The organism is Hungatella sp. SB206 (assembly GCF_051132295.1).
Classification (GTDB): domain Bacteria; phylum Bacillota; class Clostridia; order Lachnospirales; family Lachnospiraceae; genus Hungatella; species Hungatella effluvii.
Genome location: NZ_CP096603.1, coordinates 207,305 through 223,392, shown reverse-complemented (window position 1 = coordinate 223,392; position 16,088 = coordinate 207,305). Strand labels below are relative to the sequence as shown.

The following is a 16,088-nucleotide window of genomic DNA, read 5'->3' as shown; positions in this document are numbered from 1 at the left end:
TTTTTATCATCCCTGTTTTACTTCATCTATTATGCGCTTGTATAACTCCAATAACCTATTTGATTCATCCTTAATTTCATACCCCGAATTTATTAATTCTTGAATTCTTTCTCCATTTTGGCTTTTCAAAGCTTGTTGTTTTATCCTTTTAATTTCATCAATCCAACAAATTACCCCGTTTGTAATAGGCACATAACTAACTAGCGAAGTAACTCCAACTTCTTTTGTAATTTTATCCGAAAAAATAACGGGAATACCTGCTGCTTGTGCTTCTATACCCACAACCGGAAGTCCTTCGAAAAGAGATGGCAACAAAAAAACATCTAATAATTTAAAGATGCTTGGAATATCATCTCTTACGCCAAGAACAGATATTTTTTCTTCCAACCCTTTATTTTTAATTATTTGAATGATTTCATCAAACAATTCACCCTCTCCGACAAGCAAAAGGTGAGCAGAATCGTCTTCCTTAGAATACGCTTCAAATAAATCTATTAGGAAACGATGATTTTTCTGAGTATTAAATCTTCCAATATGTCCCAAAACAAATTTATTTTTTAGTGTCTTTAATAACTCCGTATCTTTTATCGTAGCTGCATCTGTAAACCTTCTTATATCTACCGCATTGTGAATTATAAAAAACTTTTTTTCACCAAACAAAAATTTTCCAGCTTCTTCGCCGCACGCAAAAAAATAATTAGCATAATGTAAACTATTCTTAAGTAAAACATTTTTTATAAATCCTTTAAAAGTTTTTTCTGTACTTGTGTTATGGCTATGAACAATTCTCACTTTTACACCATTCTTCTTCGCTTCACAAAGTGTAAACAATGAAGTACTAGCCATATGACTATGAACAATATTATAATCATTATGCTGTTCAAAAAAAGACTTAAGGTCTTTTAGATATTTTTTAAAATCCCCGTCCTCTCTAAAAGTCAGCCTATATATATTGCCACCTAATGAAACAATTTCTTTGTCATAGAAAAATTCTTCACTATAATGCACCAAAAAATCGAATTGTATTTGGGAGCGGTCTATGTTGCGGTACAAGTTCATTATCAATGTTTCAAGTCCCGCAACATGCATATTGGGAACAATATGTAATACCTTTATCATTTAATCACCCTCTAAGAACTTTCATGTAAAATATTTTTCTAACCTCATTTGGCAAACATGAGACAACAAATTGACCTATTCCGCTGATAAAGAAATCTGCAAAAGACATATGTCCTTTTCTGAACTGTGTCCACTTAAATTTTAGTGCAGTCTTTGCATAACTATATCCACCTCTTCTTTCAAAGAAATCCTCGCTCGTTCTTATATAATATAGACTATCTTGTATGTTGTAGCACTTAACGTCGTGCTCAAAAATCATTCTTGCAAACAAATCGTAATCTTCATATAAACGAACATCATGATAATTACCACTTGCTAGAACATTAGATTTTTTAAAAATTACAGTTGGATGAAGAACCGCACATCTTCTTCTCATAAATTTTTTTATTTCATCGTCTTTCTCTGGTACACGATGAACACTTACGACATTATCAATATTGTCAATAAATTCCGATTCAAAAGAACCCACCACACCTAGACTGCTATCACTTTCAAAGATTTTTAATTGCTGTTCAACTCTGTTTTCCACAACGAAATCATCCGAGTCCATTCTTGCAATTAATTCATTAGACGATGCTATGACCCCTTTTGCTAGTGCAGGTCCTAATCCTATGTTATTTTCGTTCACAATAATGTTAAATAATCCCGGATTTGCACTAACAAATCTTTCAATAACCAAATCTAATTCTTTTGTAAGTGGCCCATCCTTAATAAGAATAAACTCATTAGGAGAAATGGTTTGATCTAACATAGACTGAATAGCATATTCCAAGTACTGAGCTTTTTCTTTACAATATACGGACATCAACACACTATAATTCGGATATCCCATACTTTACGCTCCTTTATACCCCTTAGGATTTTTGCGCTGCCAATTCCATGTATCTCTACACATATCTTCTAATGACTGTTCCGCTTTCCACCCTAATTTCTCATATACCTTATCAGCGTTTGCATAAGACTCCGGCAAATCTTCTGGTCTATTTTCACCATATTTATGATTAATCTCTACACCGGTACTTGTTAATATTTTTTTTGCCATTACTCTTTCCTCTCATCTTTCCATTGCATTCATTTCAGTTTCCTCATTCAACAGTTACTGATTTTTCAAGTTTTCTAGGCTTATTAACATCAAGTCCCTCGCTACAGATACATAATAACCAAGTAGTTAAAGAGGAATTACTGATAAGCTTGCTGCAAAATGTTCATCAACCTTTGGAACATAAACTGTGAAATCACACTGTTCCTCAGTTGAGTATTTTCCGTAATTAGTAAGTCCCATAAGGTAAGCACCTCTGGATTTGCATACCACCAAATTACTGATTGACTTCTCAAAGAGTGCATACTGTGTAAGTACTCCTATTACAAGAGTGCCCTTATCAATCCGTGAAATCGTACCGTGCTTCAATTCCCCAGCTGCATAGGCTTCTGAATGTATATAGCTAATCTCTTTCAATTTCAGTGAGCCTTCAAGAGACACTGCATAGTCAATTCCACGACCAATAAAGAAAATGTCCTTTTTATTTTCTATCTTTGAAACAAACCACTGAATACGTTCTTTTTCTTTGAGGATACTTTCAATCTTAGCAGGAATTGTTTCAAGCTCTTCTATGTAGTACTTATTCGTTTCATCAACTAAGCCTTTAACTCTTCCAAATTCAGCAACCAGACAATAACCAGCAATAAGTTGAGCAGAGTATGCCTTAGTAGTTGCAACCGCAATCTCAAGTCCTGTCACTGTATAGAAAACATAATCAGCTTTTCTCGCAATAGAAGAAACAACCACATTAACAATGGCCAGTGTCTTTACTCCTTTTTCCTTAGCCAGTCTCAATGCTACTAAAGTATCAGCTGTATCACCACTTTGAGAAATGACAACCATTAATGTAGACTTCGAAAGCTTTGGATTTCTATATCTAAACTCACTAGCTAGTTCAACTCTTACAGGAATATCTGACAAATCCTCAATGACATATTGAGAAGCAACACCAGCGTGCCATGCAGATCCACAGGCAACGATTGCGATGTTATCTATTCCGCTAATAGTCTCTTTTTCTATGACAAGTTGAATCTTTCCATCCTTCACAATGCTATTCGAAGTATCTTGTACTGCTTTAGTTGCTCGTGGATTTCCTTCATCATGAAGTGCTCATATTCACCTTCTCAGCAGCCCCAGCATCCCTTGTGATTTCAACTTTTTCTTTCTGAATTTCATCACCATTCAAGTTGTAGAAAGTTGCCTCTCCAGCCTTTAATCTTGCAAATTCAAGATTGCCGATATAGACAACATTTCTTGTATATTTAAAAATTGCGGGTACATCCGAAGCTGCAAATGTTTCATTATCCTCAATTCCGATAATCATTGGTGAATCTTTTCTCGCTACCTAAATCTCATCCGGATAGTCTTTAAACATCAATTCCAGAGCATATGCTCCACTGATACTGACCAAAGTTTTTGTAATAGTATCTATAGGTCCAAGCTTATATTTCTTGTAATAGTAATCAACAAGCTTTACCGCAACCGCAGTATCCGTTTGACTGTAGAAGTTATAACCGTGTTTTAATAACTTTTCTTTAAGTTCCTGGTAGTTCTTAATGATACCGTTATGTACGCCAACAACATCACTTTCAACTGTTCCAGATCCACTTCCAGTACAGTTTCCACTTACATGTGGATGCGCTTTGACTAGGCTCTCCGTGTGTTGCCCATCTTGCGTGACCAATTCCACACATACCAGGCATTGCTTTGCCACCATCAACTTTCTCGCTCAAATTCTTGAGTCTACCAATCGACTTAACAACATCTGCTAATTTATCTCCATCACGAACAGCCAATCCAGCTGAGTCGTATCCTCTATATTCCAGTTTTGCCAATCCATCTAACAAGATTGGAGCTGCTTGCTTGTGTCCAACGTATCCAACGATTCCACACATATTTGACTGTTCTCCTTTTATCTAACTACTTATCTATTTCCTCAGTTCAATTCCCATACCTTAGGGAAACTGCTCTTTTCTTTTATCTATTCCCGTAGCCTACCTAACCTACCGGCTCAACCTCTGCGGTCATCTACCATTCAGACCACAGTCTCACAAACCTCTTTCTATTCAATCCGCTTTATTGCTTAATCACTTTGACTAAAGTATTACAATCCCATCTCTATCCAATCCACTTTATTGTCAGCCCTCATCGAGCTTTTCTTCACAATAAAGCATATAGGGTATAGACCAATTCGCATTGCGATCGTCCAATCACTGTAACCACAACCCTCACAAACTCTTGATTTACAAGACTTTCCACACATTTCCCCTCATCTCCATCCCCTGCATCCGAGGCTTACAACACCATACCACTCCTCACTCTATGTCTATCCAAAATGTCGATTTCTCACTCACTAAACTAACTTTGGATAAACCTGTCAGAGTGTGTATTGCTGTGGCTATGCTACGGATTGATATTTTCACTAATTTCGTAGGATAAACACCTCATATTTTCACTTGTGAGTAACTCATTTCCATGATAATCCTGGTTATTTTCCCTCACTGATTTTGTGGCATATATAGGTTAATGGCATAATAACAACAAAACCCGCAATGTTAAACATTGCTTTAATGCCCAACGTTGCGGTTAGCCCTGTTCTTTTTAGCCAGGTATTTCTCAATATCATTAATTTGGGATTGAAATTTTAGTATTAATCTACTCAATTTTTTAGAAATCGTACCCACATTAAACTCTTTACAAATGTAGTGAGCCATAACAAAAAAGTGGACATAGCCTATGTTGGCAACTATATGACTTGGCTGTAATGATTTTGTCTTTTCTTGATTTGTTTCATCTGTTTTTCATAGCAAAATATAGTCATATATTTGGGAGAGACTCTTTAATTATTAGGCAACTACTCGTATTATAGGAGTAGACCTTTCTACAAGTATCATTCAATATACAAGGTAATTTCTTCACTATCATTTTTCTGATGTTATTTAATTCAAGAAATTAGGCTGATAATGGGATACTACTGATAGCTGCTAAAAATTCCTATCTCCAAATAATAATTGTTATTATTTACAGTTCACATCCTAAAACCCATTACTTTTATCTATCTAACCCCTACATCGCCCCACTCTTCCCAAACACCACCCCCACAGTCCTCATCACAATCTTCACATCCAACCCCAAACTCCACTTTGTGATATACTCCTTATCCAACCTCACAACCTCTTCAAAGTCCGTAATATCACTTCTCCCGCTCACCTGCCACATTCCGGTTATTCCGGGCTTTATGGCCAGCCTTACGCGGTGGTGCAGTTCATACTTGTCCCATTCGTCGATGGTCGGCGGCCTCGTACCTACCAGGCTCATATCGCCTTTCAGTACATTCCAGAACTGAGGGAACTCATCGATCGAATATTTTCTGATAAATCCTCCAATCCCTTTGTCACCACCAATAATTCTGGGATCGTGGTCCAGCTTGAACATCATTCCATCTTTCACACGATTCTGTGCCATCAGTTCTTTCTTACGTTTCTCCGCGTCCATATACATGCTGCGGAATTTGTAAAGCTTAAATCTCTTACCGTTTTTACCTACCCTGACTTGTGAAAAAAAGATAGGTCCCGGTGATTTTATGTAAATGCATGGTGCCACAATCAAATACAAAATTCCAGTGATAATACATCCGATCAGGCCGCCGACAATATCCATAGCCCGTTTATAAAATGCCTGTTTCCATGAAGCCATATTAATACTGCTCGTTAAAACGGTATAGCTTCCTAACCGCTCTACCCGCTGTACTTCGCCTTCCAGCTTCGCCATCTCGATTAGTTTCAAGTGAACCGTGATCCCCATCTCGATGAAATGATTAATCAGGTCTCTTGGCAATGGAATTTCTTTTGGCAGATTAAGAAATACCTCATCTACCCATTCTCTGCAGACATACTCTTCAACATTGTCCATAGTTGCTACTACCGGTACATCATTGATCGTCTCACCAACCCGTTCTGCATCAAGAAGACTGATTCCTATAATCTGAAAACCTTCATAATTATTATTACGAATGTTATCAATCACTATATCCATCATATCTTCTGATGTTATAATTAATAACGATCGATTTCCTTTTCCTACAACACCCTTAGTTTTTAAATATTTTTTCCAAAGAATCCTGGCTATGTAGCTGATGACCATATAAATAATGCCGGTCAGGACCAGCGTAATTCTGGAATATCCTTCACCGGTTTGCGTTGCAAACAAATAAAATACCGCAATTAGAATTATTTGGCATACGTGCTTAAATGTAGCTGTAAACTCCTTATAATATCCCCTCTTCAAAACATTTTTGAAGCTCTCGCCAAAGAAAGTGACGCAGACTTGAATTAAGAAGAGTACAAAGGCCATATTTCGATACAATTTATTCTCATATGCCAAATGAACCCCATGACGAATAAAATAAGCGCTTATAAATGCCACTTGCAGACAAACTAAATCCAGAATCATGAAATCCCAGTGTTTCAGCCAGCCGAGGTTAGCCTTTTTATACATTTTTCATCCTCACCCTTTTTTAGTGCCGTATGATCATTTCCCGACAACATGTCGATTTTTGGCACTTCATCATCTGTTCGCGTTAGAAACAGGTGCATAATATACGTTTAAAACTTACTATTATTATACCCTCAAAACAGGTGTTGTCAACCTTAATGAACCATATAATAATTTTATGTACGGTAATTTCTGGAAAGTGAGGCTTATGAATTGGCGGGATATAATCGAATTGCAGCAGGGGAACGAATCAGAAACAGACGGATGATTATGGGATTGACACAGGAGGAGCTTGCGGAAAAAATCGGTCGTGCTTATAAATACTGCCAGGATATTGAACGCGGGACCTGCGGTATGTCCATTGACACAATGCTTAGCATTGCATCCTGTCTCAATATTTCGCTGGATTACTTAATCTACGGAAATAATGAGGATACCAGCGAATTCACAGACCTGGACGTGGAACAGCAGGCAGTCATCGATATTCTGGGAAATTGCAGCATCAAGAAAAAAAGATATGCTTTAGATCTGTTAAAATTGTTTATGAAGGCTTGTGATGAACGCTAAAGGAATAATTTTATTGTTCGATGCCATTTGCATTACGATTAATTAAAAACATGTATTGTTATTTTATAATAATATAGTTTCTTACTTCTATTTAAAACTATCTGGCGTTTGCTGCACCATTTTTTTGACACTTATCCAAATATTATTTAACTTTAGAGACCCAGTTCTTATAATACCAATTATATAGAAGAAACTAATTAAAAATACAGCCTACTGGTTTCCCCTTTTACCTCTTATCTGTTTATCAGGCAAGGGTATTCCACCAGTATGCTGTATTTCATAATTTAAGTTCTTAAATTCTATTTTCTAACTTGCTTTTCTCTTGTATTCTCTGAAAATTCAAAATATTTTTCTTTCTTTGTTCGATCTTTAGGCCTATTTTAGAATTTATTACGCAAGGTTTTTCTTGCCAAACATAATCTGTCTGTATTTATAAAGAACTCCCATTAAAAGATTTCCCAGAACACCGATCGCCAGAACCTCACCAATCCCTACAGTTACCATTGCATACAAAATCATATCTTCCGAGCCATACGCAAAACGTAACACCCATGGAATAACAATTGTGTTTGCCAGGATCGGCGGAAGACAGACCGCCCACTTGTTTTTGCGGAGCATCCAGGAACCCAATGCCCCTACCAGCGTAGCCAGACTCCCAAAAATGATATCCAATGCTGCGGCGCCACACAATAAATTGGACAACAGGCATCCGATAAACAGCCCCGGGACTGCGGCCGGTGTAAAAAATGGCAGGATACAGAGCGCTTCCGAAATTCGGAATTGGATAGGACCAAAACTGATCGGTGCAAATACCATCGTAAGTACGGTGTAGATGGCAGCAATCGCCGCCGCATAAACCATAAAATAGGTTCTGCTTGAAGATTTTTGTAACATATTCATTTCTCCTTTAGTTTTGTTTTAGGTGTGGAAGGTCTCGAACACACCATATATTAGCCGTTTCTGCCTGTTTTCAGGGAAAATCAGCTTTCCTACTATAGCACAAAAACAGGGTAAAAGCAAGCCGTTCCAAATGAGGTTGCTGTTTCTTTATACATTAATACTATACTACATATTTTGCTGCCATTGTAAAGGCCATCTTATCACTCAATAGCTGCTGCTTTTAAAATTCAGTCTTTAATAAGTCTGTTTTGTCAACTAATCGTTTACTTTATACAAATTGTTTACTTTACGCGAATTATTTACTTTACACGAATTGCTTACTTTACACGAATTGTTTACTTTACATGAACTGTTTACTTTACACAAATTGTTTACGTTCCCCCTATCCCTAAACAATTGCTATCTCATTCACCACCGCGTTTTCAGTCGCTCTAGTCGTCCAGCATCCCCAACAAATTAATCAGGTAATTCCGCCCAACGACTCAACAAACGGGCTGTCTCTCACCAGCCCGCATCACCAGATCTTCACCCTCTTTTCCGGCGCCACATACATGCCGTCGCCTTCTTTTAAATCCGGGTAGACCTTATAGAAAGCCTCTGTGGAACTTAAGACCGCATTTACTCTCACTTTTGCCGGAGAATGAACGTCCGTATTAAGCCTGTGGATCATGCTTTCCTCTGTATATTTCGACGCCCAGATGCGGGCATACTGCGTGAAAAGAGAATTCAGGGCTTCCGTATCCTCTCCGGCAATCGAGGTGACACAGGCAAGGGCGCCTAAATCGGCAATATTCTCGTTTAACGTCTGGCGGCCATTTACATAACGCCCTTTCACAGCCTCCTGGCCGTCATAGTACGTTGCTACCTTAAGAGTCAGGTCCTGGAATTTCTTTAAATCGTCCTCTGTCCACCACATATTATAATTTCCATTTTCATCATAGCGGGCGCCGGAGGAATCAAATGCATGGCTGATCTCATGGGCAATCACCATCCCAATCCCGCCTAAATTTGAGGCATCGTCTGCATTTGGATCATAGAACGGAGGCTGCAGGATCGCGGCAGGAAAGACAATTTCGTTATTCAGAGGATTATAATATGCGTTGACGGTCTGAGGTGTCATTCCCCATTGGGTCCGGTCAACCGGTTTCTTTATTTCTTCTTTTTCGTAGGATCTGAGCGATCGGTATACATTTACCATATTGTCAACCAGACTGCCCTGCCCTTCCGGAAGAATGACTGCGTTTTCATAGTAGTCCGGCCAGTGATCCGGATAACCAATTTTGAGGGTCATATGCTCCAGTTTTCGAATTGCTTTTTCTTTTGTCGCTTCTCCCATCCAATCCAATCCGTTTATACGATCTTCATAGGCGGCCAGAATCTGATGGACCAGCGTTTCGACATTCTTCTTATCTTCTTCCGAAAAATGCTTTTCTACATACAACCTGCCGAACTCAAATCCAAATGTATTCTGAACAAGCTCTCCTGCCAGCTTTTTATCTGTTTTCTTTCCCTCAATTCCCTTTTGAGCATTACTCCATGCTATGGTGCTGTCCCGTATTTCCGGTGTCAGGCATGGGCTGAAATCTTTAATCAGGCAGAAAACGGAGTAATTCTTTAACAGCGGCAGGTGACCTTCTGTCAGATAACTGTTCACCTTTTTGGCCTGTCCCGGATCATTTACCACCCAGGAATTAAAACCGGCCGCCCCGGCCGCTTTTAAATATGCTTTTATATCAATATTGGAGTATAGGGCGCTGAGCTCCTTCAGCGATTTTGGATTATACGTTTTTTCAGGGTCATTCTGGTCAGACAGCGGAAGCGTTGCAGACGCTAAATCAGTCTGAAACTTATAAATGGATGAAGCAGCTCTTTCCGCCTCTTTTTCGCTGATTCCTGTAGATTCCATTATATTTTTTATATATTTCCTGTATGCTTCCAATATAACCGACTGTGTACCATCTTCCAACGTCTCTTTTCCCGGCCCTAAGTCGGCGCTCCCCAGATAGCATCCATAATTCCCGGAATCTTTCATATCCTCATAATAAGTCGGGGCAATGAGACTGGAGAATCCCAGTTCATTGTTTATAGTCCCGATTGCTTCTATATACTCCTGAATATCAGCCGCATTGCGGATGCTGTCAAGGTAAGGCTGCAGCGCACCGAATCCGGCATTTCTTCTCCCTTCCATATCAATTGCCGTCAGATATAGACTGGCTATTTTTTGTTCCGGCGATCCTTCGGCAAACTGCTCTCTCTGATTGATAATTTCATTAAGCAGATCACTTAAATTATCATAAGATTTCTGTCCCAATTCGTAAAAATAACTCCAGTTTCCAGAATCCGCAGGGATCTGCTTTTCTGCAAGGATTTTTTGGTTTACATAATTGTAATAATCGTCTTCCGCCCTTACATTGCCCGCCTCCGCCTTTCCAGCGGTTTTGACCGCGTCTTCTGAATCCTGCGAATCTCCTGTCCCCTGTGGTTCTCCTTGATCCTGCGCCCCCACTTCCCTGTTCATGGCATTTTCCTCCGCCATAGCCACGGAGGAGGATTCCCGGTTCTGTAGATCAGCGGCTCCTTGTCTTTGATTTCTGCAGCCGGATAGTATCACCGAGATTACGCATAACATTGTAAGACAACCTAGTATTCTTTTCTTCATTTTCGTTCCTCTTTTTCTGTTTCGCTTTTACTTTTCTTACGCACCTGCTATTACTATGGCTTTTTTTCATCTTTTTCATGCCATATTTCACCAAACTTACGCCGATTCCCCGTTGAATGCCTCTTCCGTATAAGCTATAATAAAACCATCATGATTTTCCTGGCCCAGCCAGCAGGGGAATCTATATCGAAAGAGAGGGAAAGCAATTGAACGAAAACAGCGCTTATGTTCTTCCCAAAGATAAAAGAGTCAAAGAAATCTCAGAAAAACCCATTGAAAATGTATCCGATTATATTTCCAAGATAAAAGAATACATGGAATCCCGCAAAGGTGAAAATTACAGTTACGTTTACCGGGGCGAGCCCCAGATTTATACCACCTCCTGCCGCGCCAACATTTTCCGGAGGGGCGTCATGGATGGCAATCCTTTTTTTGAGAAGAGTCTCTTTGACGCCATGAGACAGAACAGGCTGACGGGCGAGAAACGGTATCTGGACAACGCCATCGACGCCCAGCACGGAGAATTTCCCAGCCGGCTTCTGGATGTGTCCTATAACTGCCTGACAGCCCTGTATTTTGCGGTCACGCCGTACTACCGCAAGGATGTTGATTCGCTGGATCACGAGGATGGGATGGTGTTCGTATTTTTCATCGATGAGATCTTCAGTCCCAGCGCGGAGAATACCAATGCCAATTACGACGCCATCATTAACCGGGACAGGCAGTGGCACCGGGATAAGATTATTTTTGAGAAGAACCATAAATTTATTGACCACACAAAACTGAATAACCGGATCGTGGCACAGCAGGGCGCCTTCATTCTGTTCCAGGGCAACGATGCTGCGGACTTACCCGCGTGGATGACGTATGGCATCCGGATTCCGAAGGAGGCCAAACCGCTGATCCGAAAAGAATTGAAGGAATTTTTCGGCATTCATACCGGGAGTATCTATCCGGAGATTGTGAATCTGGTAGATGAGATCAGCAATAAGAGCCGGAAACTGAACACGGAGAAGTTCTGCTGCGGCAACGAACTTAAGTATGCCGTCAGAATGCTGGAGAAGGAGCTGGATTACTATTTTGACTACATCCTGGATAACCGGAAGGATTTGGATACAGACGGGATTCTGGTCTACGTGGAAAATATGATTAACAGCTACCGGATCGGCCTGCTGGACTTTACCCAGAACCTGGAAGAGGCCATACAGAAGAACTACCTGACAGAAGAAGAACTGCATACTATCGTAAACCGTTACAACCAGTTAATTCTGGAATTTTCCAAAGAGCTAAATCAGCATGGCATTCATAAATTCTCAGGCAGCCAGCTGCTAATCAGTATGGAAAGGACAAAAGACAATGAGCGAAAATCGGATGAGAGCCAGGAGAATCGAAAACTATAAAGAGTACATCAGAAATATTTTGAGCAACCGGGATATCGACTGCGACGAGACCTGGTGGGACAGCGAAGAGGCTCAAAAGGCGCTGAATCTCCTGGTCCGGGCAGAAAAATGGGAAATCTGCAGTTCTGTACAGATGGGCATTGACAGCAGTGAGAATTTTCTGTTTCTGAAATTTACAGAGGACAGCGGCAGCCTGTTGGCGGCTCTGGAGGAGGAAGCCTGCCGCCTGGCAGACATGCCGGAATCAGCGGAAAAGAATATCTATGTCATCTGCATTGTAGACAACATGAAAAGCCGGGTTTTCCTCGAAAGACTTTTTCTTTCGGCGGAAGGTAAGGCCATGAAGAAAAATATCCGGAAAGAGATGAAAGCCTGGAAAGGTACAGTAAATTTTCTCTATATTCTTGACAACAGCTACAATGAGCAGGACATCAAGCTGACCAATGTAAACCGGTTTGAATTTATCCAGATGCCTCCTATGAAATGCCATATCAACTGGGAAAATAAGGACGAGGCAGAAGGTTCTAACCGGGGATATGTGACTTCTGTCCACCTGCACCAGCTGATTGATATCTATAACAGAATCGGCGACAAGCTGTTTAAGCGCAACGTCCGGTACGGTTTAAATGAACAGCTGGGCGTTGACCGCGCGATCAAAGATACGTTAAGAAACAATCCCGGCGAGTTCTGGTTTAAGAATAACGGTATTACCATTCTGGTAGAACGGCCCGATTTTAGACTGGATCGTGTGGAGGAGGTGCTTCTGGAACACATATCTGAATACGGCGACCTTCATTTCTCTGTTATCAACGGCGCCCAGACCATCACCGCATCCGCCCAGTGCCTTTATGAGATGGAATATGATTTAAAGGAATGCATAAATAAAGGGGAAGCAGAGGAAGCGGCAAAGCTGGAAGAAAAGATCAGGCAGTCGAAGAACGCCAAAGTACTGCTGCGCATCATAAATATTCCACACTCCCCGCAGGCCGCCGAGTCCGAAGCGGATTCGACCCGGGAGGTAAATGAGATCAGCGTGGCCCTAAACCGGCAGAAGCCCATTAAGGCGGAGGATATTGCCTTTGCATCGCCATTTGTGGTGAAGCTGGCCGCATTTCTGGAGCGGGAGCAGATGAACGGCAAAAGGTATTTCAGGCTGGTGAAGCGCGGGGAAGGAAATATCGCCAGGCGCACCGTCGACCTCGTCGATTTTGCGAGAGCCCGGAAGGCCTGCGCAGGGTACCCGGGGGACGCCCGCAGCAAGGGCACCAATGTTCTGCTGAGTTCCCGAAATGACACCGGCGGAGAATACAGTTTTCAGGATAAAACGATATTCGTACCCGAATGGCTGGAGGCAGAGGATGAACAGGAAGCGGAGATTTTTGAGAAGTACTATGGCGCGGTGTATTTTGCAGTCAGAGTGGCCGATTTTTATGGAAAAAATGTAAAGAAAATCATCACGGACAATCCGGCAGCGGCAGCTGTACTGCAAAACGGGAAATGGTATTTTACCACATATATGGTCCAGCTCTTTAATGGATACCGCAGCGATTACTCCCAGTTCACAGACTGTTTTGAACTGATTCGGGACAAATTAAAAGACATGATGGAACTCTTCGCCGAACTGTGCGGCGCTGCGGCACAGCTGTCAGGAAACTATCCGGTTCTGGATTCCAATACGTTTAAAAAGGATGAGCTATACTTACTGACCAGGAACGCGGCAGACGTTAGCAGGTTTGCACAGATCGTAAACAATCGCCTGGAGGATGACGAGAAGATCGACCTCGTAAGCTACCGTGAAGCTGCTGCCGGAGACCGGCGGCCATCCGCGGAGCCAGACACACAGGCGCAGAAAGCGCCGGGCGGCGGCAAGGCCAAATTTATCAAATTAAACAACGGGCCGGCCGAACGGGTCAACAGCACCGCCCATGCCATGGTGAAGACGGTACAGTACGTCCTTGACAACTATCCCGGCCATGAGAAGGAGATCCTGACGAACGGCACAGACTGGTTCACGGATGACCGCGCCAGAGCGGAAGAGGGCTACGGTTATCTGAGAAGGTCAGTTGAAGTGACGGGAAGCGACGGAAAGACCTACTGGGTGGGGACCCACTCGAACAGTGTCGTAAAGTATAATCAAATCGACCTGATTTGCAGCCTTCTTCACGTGAAAAAACACAGTATCAGCTGGATCGCCATTGACGGGAAGACGCCGTTGTTTTCATGGTAATGTACATAGGTTAAGACCAATTAAAAGGATGCCCTGGAAGTCAAATTCATTTCTTCCGGGCATCCTCTTTGTTTTACTTATTCTTTGTTTTACTTATTCTTTGTTTTACCTATTCCTGCTGCTTCCCCATCATTCCTGCCGGAACTCCACCGGCACCTGATCCATGGTCTTCCAGGTGGCAAGCGCCTCTTCCGTACTCATTCCTTTGGCAATCGCCTCCTTGCGGACCGCGTTGACCGCCTGGATTTCCTTCATGCGCTCTCCGGTCAGTGTGTAGCCCTTCATGGCCCACAGGGTCAGCGCCCAGGCAATCATCGGAATCACGCAGAACAGCACGAGGACGATCCCCTTCATGCCTTCCATGTAAGGCGTATCACCGCCGGGCAGCGTAGACAGTCCAATGGCTGCGATAGCAATTCCCACCACCGTAGAGCTTAAAGAGGACACCAGCTTATCCACCAGGGAGAACAGTGTACCCATTACGCCGGGGATATACTTACCTGAGCGGTAGGTCTCATAGTCCGAACAATCTGCAACCATGGGGATCGGCATATCCGCTGTCGCATAGTAGGCTCCATATCCGATTCCAAACAGCAGAACGAACAGAACTGTATAAATATTTAAACTGCTGAGAGACAGATTCACTCCCGCCACGCCCGGTTTCCAGAACATGAGCAGTGCAAAGACTCCCACATACATTACCAGCGCAAGCCCCACGTAACGCGTGAGGGACGCCTTCTGCCCGTGCTTCTGGGAGGTGCGCACCGTCAGTACAAAGAACGGCGCGGAGAAAACGTAGCCCGCTATCATCATCGGCAGATACAGCCCGTTATAATTGCCCATCATGGAACCATAGAGCATACAGAGCACTGTACCATTGGTGGCAATGGCCAGCGCCAGCTTGCAGCCGGCCCCTGCAACCATCAGCCTCCGGAGCGGTTTGTTCTCTTTCATGATAGCCACATACTCAGAGATCCTGATCTTCTGCTTCTCCTCACTTCCCAGTCCAAAATACTTCGGCTGGTCTTTCTCCCAGATGCCGATTACTGCAAGCACCGTCAATAAGGCAGAGATAATAACCGAGATCGGAATCATCATGTCGAAAAATGCGGCCGTGGTATAGTCTCCGAACTTCGCCCGGAAAATGGGTGCCAGAAACTGAATCGCTCCCATTCCCAGCATACTGGCCACCATGTTGAAAATCGTAAACATGGGCCGCTGCTTCGGGTCATTGGTCAGCACTGTCTGTCCGGAACGGGTGCAGGAGGTCTGAAACGTATATCCGATTACATAGAGCGCATAGATCACCACATAGGACGTATAGCGCAGCCACATCATCGTATCGGGGATGAGCCTGGTGCCAAAATACAGCAGAAACGCACTGACCGCCATAATTACATTTCCCAGTACCATATAAGGCCTGAATTTGCCGAAGCGTCCATTGGTCTTATCGATCAGAGCGCCGATGATCGGGTCCGTCACCGCGTCAAACAGACGCATGACTGTTACCATGGTCGTGGCAAACATCAGCGCCAGTCCCAGCACCCCATTGCCGTAATAGGCAATGTAGGTGATGGTCAGAATATAGTAAACATTGGTTGCACCGTTATTAAATGGAAACAGGACGAGCTGGTAAGGCTTTGCCCGGTTCATGCCGGCCGCCGTTGTTGATTCGTTGCTCAT

At 42.4% G+C, this 16,088-nt stretch carries 10 protein-coding genes and 1 pseudogene; 3 read left to right on the top strand and 8 right to left on the bottom strand.

Annotated features, from left to right (window positions below; genetic code table 11):
• Positions 1 to 6: 6 nt before the first annotated feature.
• From M1L66_RS00965 to M1L66_RS00945, 5 genes and pseudogenes are all read right to left on the bottom strand, one after another.
• Positions 7 to 1,119, bottom strand: coding sequence for a glycosyltransferase family 1 protein (locus M1L66_RS00965; protein ID WP_434690331.1), 1,113 nt, complete (start codon positions 1,117 to 1,119; stop codon positions 7 to 9).
• 4 nt (positions 1,120 to 1,123) lie between these two features.
• Complete coding sequence (locus M1L66_RS00960; protein WP_434690328.1) at positions 1,124 to 1,951, bottom strand: glycosyltransferase; 828 nt, start codon at positions 1,949 to 1,951, stop codon at positions 1,124 to 1,126.
• A 3-nt stretch (positions 1,952 to 1,954) separates the two neighbouring features.
• A complete protein-coding gene (locus tag M1L66_RS00955) occupies positions 1,955 to 2,161 on the bottom strand; it encodes a GDP-mannose 4,6-dehydratase (RefSeq protein WP_320960970.1) in 207 nt (68 codons plus the stop codon).
• A 43-nt stretch (positions 2,162 to 2,204) separates the two neighbouring features.
• Positions 2,205 to 4,053 (bottom strand): annotated as a pseudogene (gene glmS / locus M1L66_RS00950) (glutamine--fructose-6-phosphate transaminase (isomerizing)).
• 1,171 nt (positions 4,054 to 5,224) lie between these two features.
• Entirely contained in the window at positions 5,225 to 6,655 is a 1,431-nt protein-coding gene (locus M1L66_RS00945) for a sugar transferase (protein WP_187023326.1), read from the bottom strand.
• A 210-nt stretch (positions 6,656 to 6,865) separates the two neighbouring features.
• Between M1L66_RS00945 and M1L66_RS00940 the strand changes: the two genes are divergently transcribed.
• Positions 6,866 to 7,219: a helix-turn-helix domain-containing protein gene (locus M1L66_RS00940; protein ID WP_434690325.1), complete on the top strand. Its 354-nt coding sequence runs from the start codon at positions 6,866 to 6,868 to the stop codon at positions 7,217 to 7,219.
• A 390-nt stretch (positions 7,220 to 7,609) separates the two neighbouring features.
• Here M1L66_RS00940 and M1L66_RS00935 read toward each other — a convergent pair whose 3' ends face one another.
• Both M1L66_RS00935 and M1L66_RS00930 read right to left on the bottom strand, forming a co-directional pair.
• A complete protein-coding gene (locus tag M1L66_RS00935; RefSeq protein ID WP_434690323.1) occupies positions 7,610 to 8,113 on the bottom strand; it encodes a QueT transporter family protein in 504 nt (167 codons plus the stop codon).
• 520 nt (positions 8,114 to 8,633) lie between these two features.
• A complete protein-coding gene (locus M1L66_RS00930; RefSeq protein ID WP_434690320.1) occupies positions 8,634 to 10,778 on the bottom strand; it encodes a M13 family metallopeptidase in 2,145 nt (714 codons plus the stop codon).
• Positions 10,779 to 10,984: 206 nt separating this feature from the next.
• On the opposite strand from M1L66_RS00930, the gene M1L66_RS00925 reads away from it, so the two are divergent.
• Together M1L66_RS00925 and M1L66_RS00920 are read left to right on the top strand one after the other, a co-directional pair.
• Positions 10,985 to 12,178 carry an FRG domain-containing protein gene (locus tag M1L66_RS00925; protein WP_207729193.1) on the top strand — a complete coding sequence of 398 codons (1,194 nt, stop codon included), beginning with the start codon at positions 10,985 to 10,987 and terminating at the stop codon, positions 12,176 to 12,178.
• Positions 12,135 to 14,405 carry an AIPR family protein gene (locus M1L66_RS00920; RefSeq protein WP_434690317.1) on the top strand — a complete coding sequence of 757 codons (2,271 nt, stop codon included), beginning with the start codon at positions 12,135 to 12,137 and terminating at the stop codon, positions 14,403 to 14,405. The genes M1L66_RS00925 and M1L66_RS00920 overlap by 44 nt, the downstream gene beginning before the upstream one ends.
• Before the next feature lie 129 nt (positions 14,406 to 14,534).
• Here M1L66_RS00920 and M1L66_RS00915 read toward each other — a convergent pair whose 3' ends face one another.
• Positions 14,535 to 16,088: an MFS transporter gene (locus M1L66_RS00915; protein ID WP_187023322.1), complete on the bottom strand. Its 1,554-nt coding sequence runs from the start codon at positions 16,086 to 16,088 to the stop codon at positions 14,535 to 14,537.

Bases quoted from the DNA above. Each gene is read 5' to 3' on its own strand.
- M1L66_RS00930 (WP_434690320.1), bottom strand. From the start codon at position 10,778: ATGAAGAAAAGAATACTAGGTTGTCTTACAATGTTATGCGTAATCTCG.
- M1L66_RS00920 (WP_434690317.1), top strand. From the start codon at position 12,135: ATGAGCGAAAATCGGATGAGAGCCAGGAGAATCGAAAACTATAAAGAG.
- M1L66_RS00945 (WP_187023326.1), bottom strand. From the start codon at position 6,655: ATGTATAAAAAGGCTAACCTCGGCTGGCTGAAACACTGGGATTTCATG.
- M1L66_RS00935 (WP_434690323.1), bottom strand. From the start codon at position 8,113: ATGTTACAAAAATCTTCAAGCAGAACCTATTTTATGGTTTATGCGGCG.
- M1L66_RS00960 (WP_434690328.1), bottom strand. From the start codon at position 1,951: ATGGGATATCCGAATTATAGTGTGTTGATGTCCGTATATTGTAAAGAA.
- M1L66_RS00955 (WP_320960970.1), bottom strand. From the start codon at position 2,161: ATGGCAAAAAAAATATTAACAAGTACCGGTGTAGAGATTAATCATAAA.
- M1L66_RS00965 (WP_434690331.1), bottom strand. From the start codon at position 1,119: ATGATAAAGGTATTACATATTGTTCCCAATATGCATGTTGCGGGACTT.
- M1L66_RS00915 (WP_187023322.1), bottom strand. From the start codon at position 16,088: ATGAGCAACGAATCAACAACGGCGGCCGGCATGAACCGGGCAAAGCCT.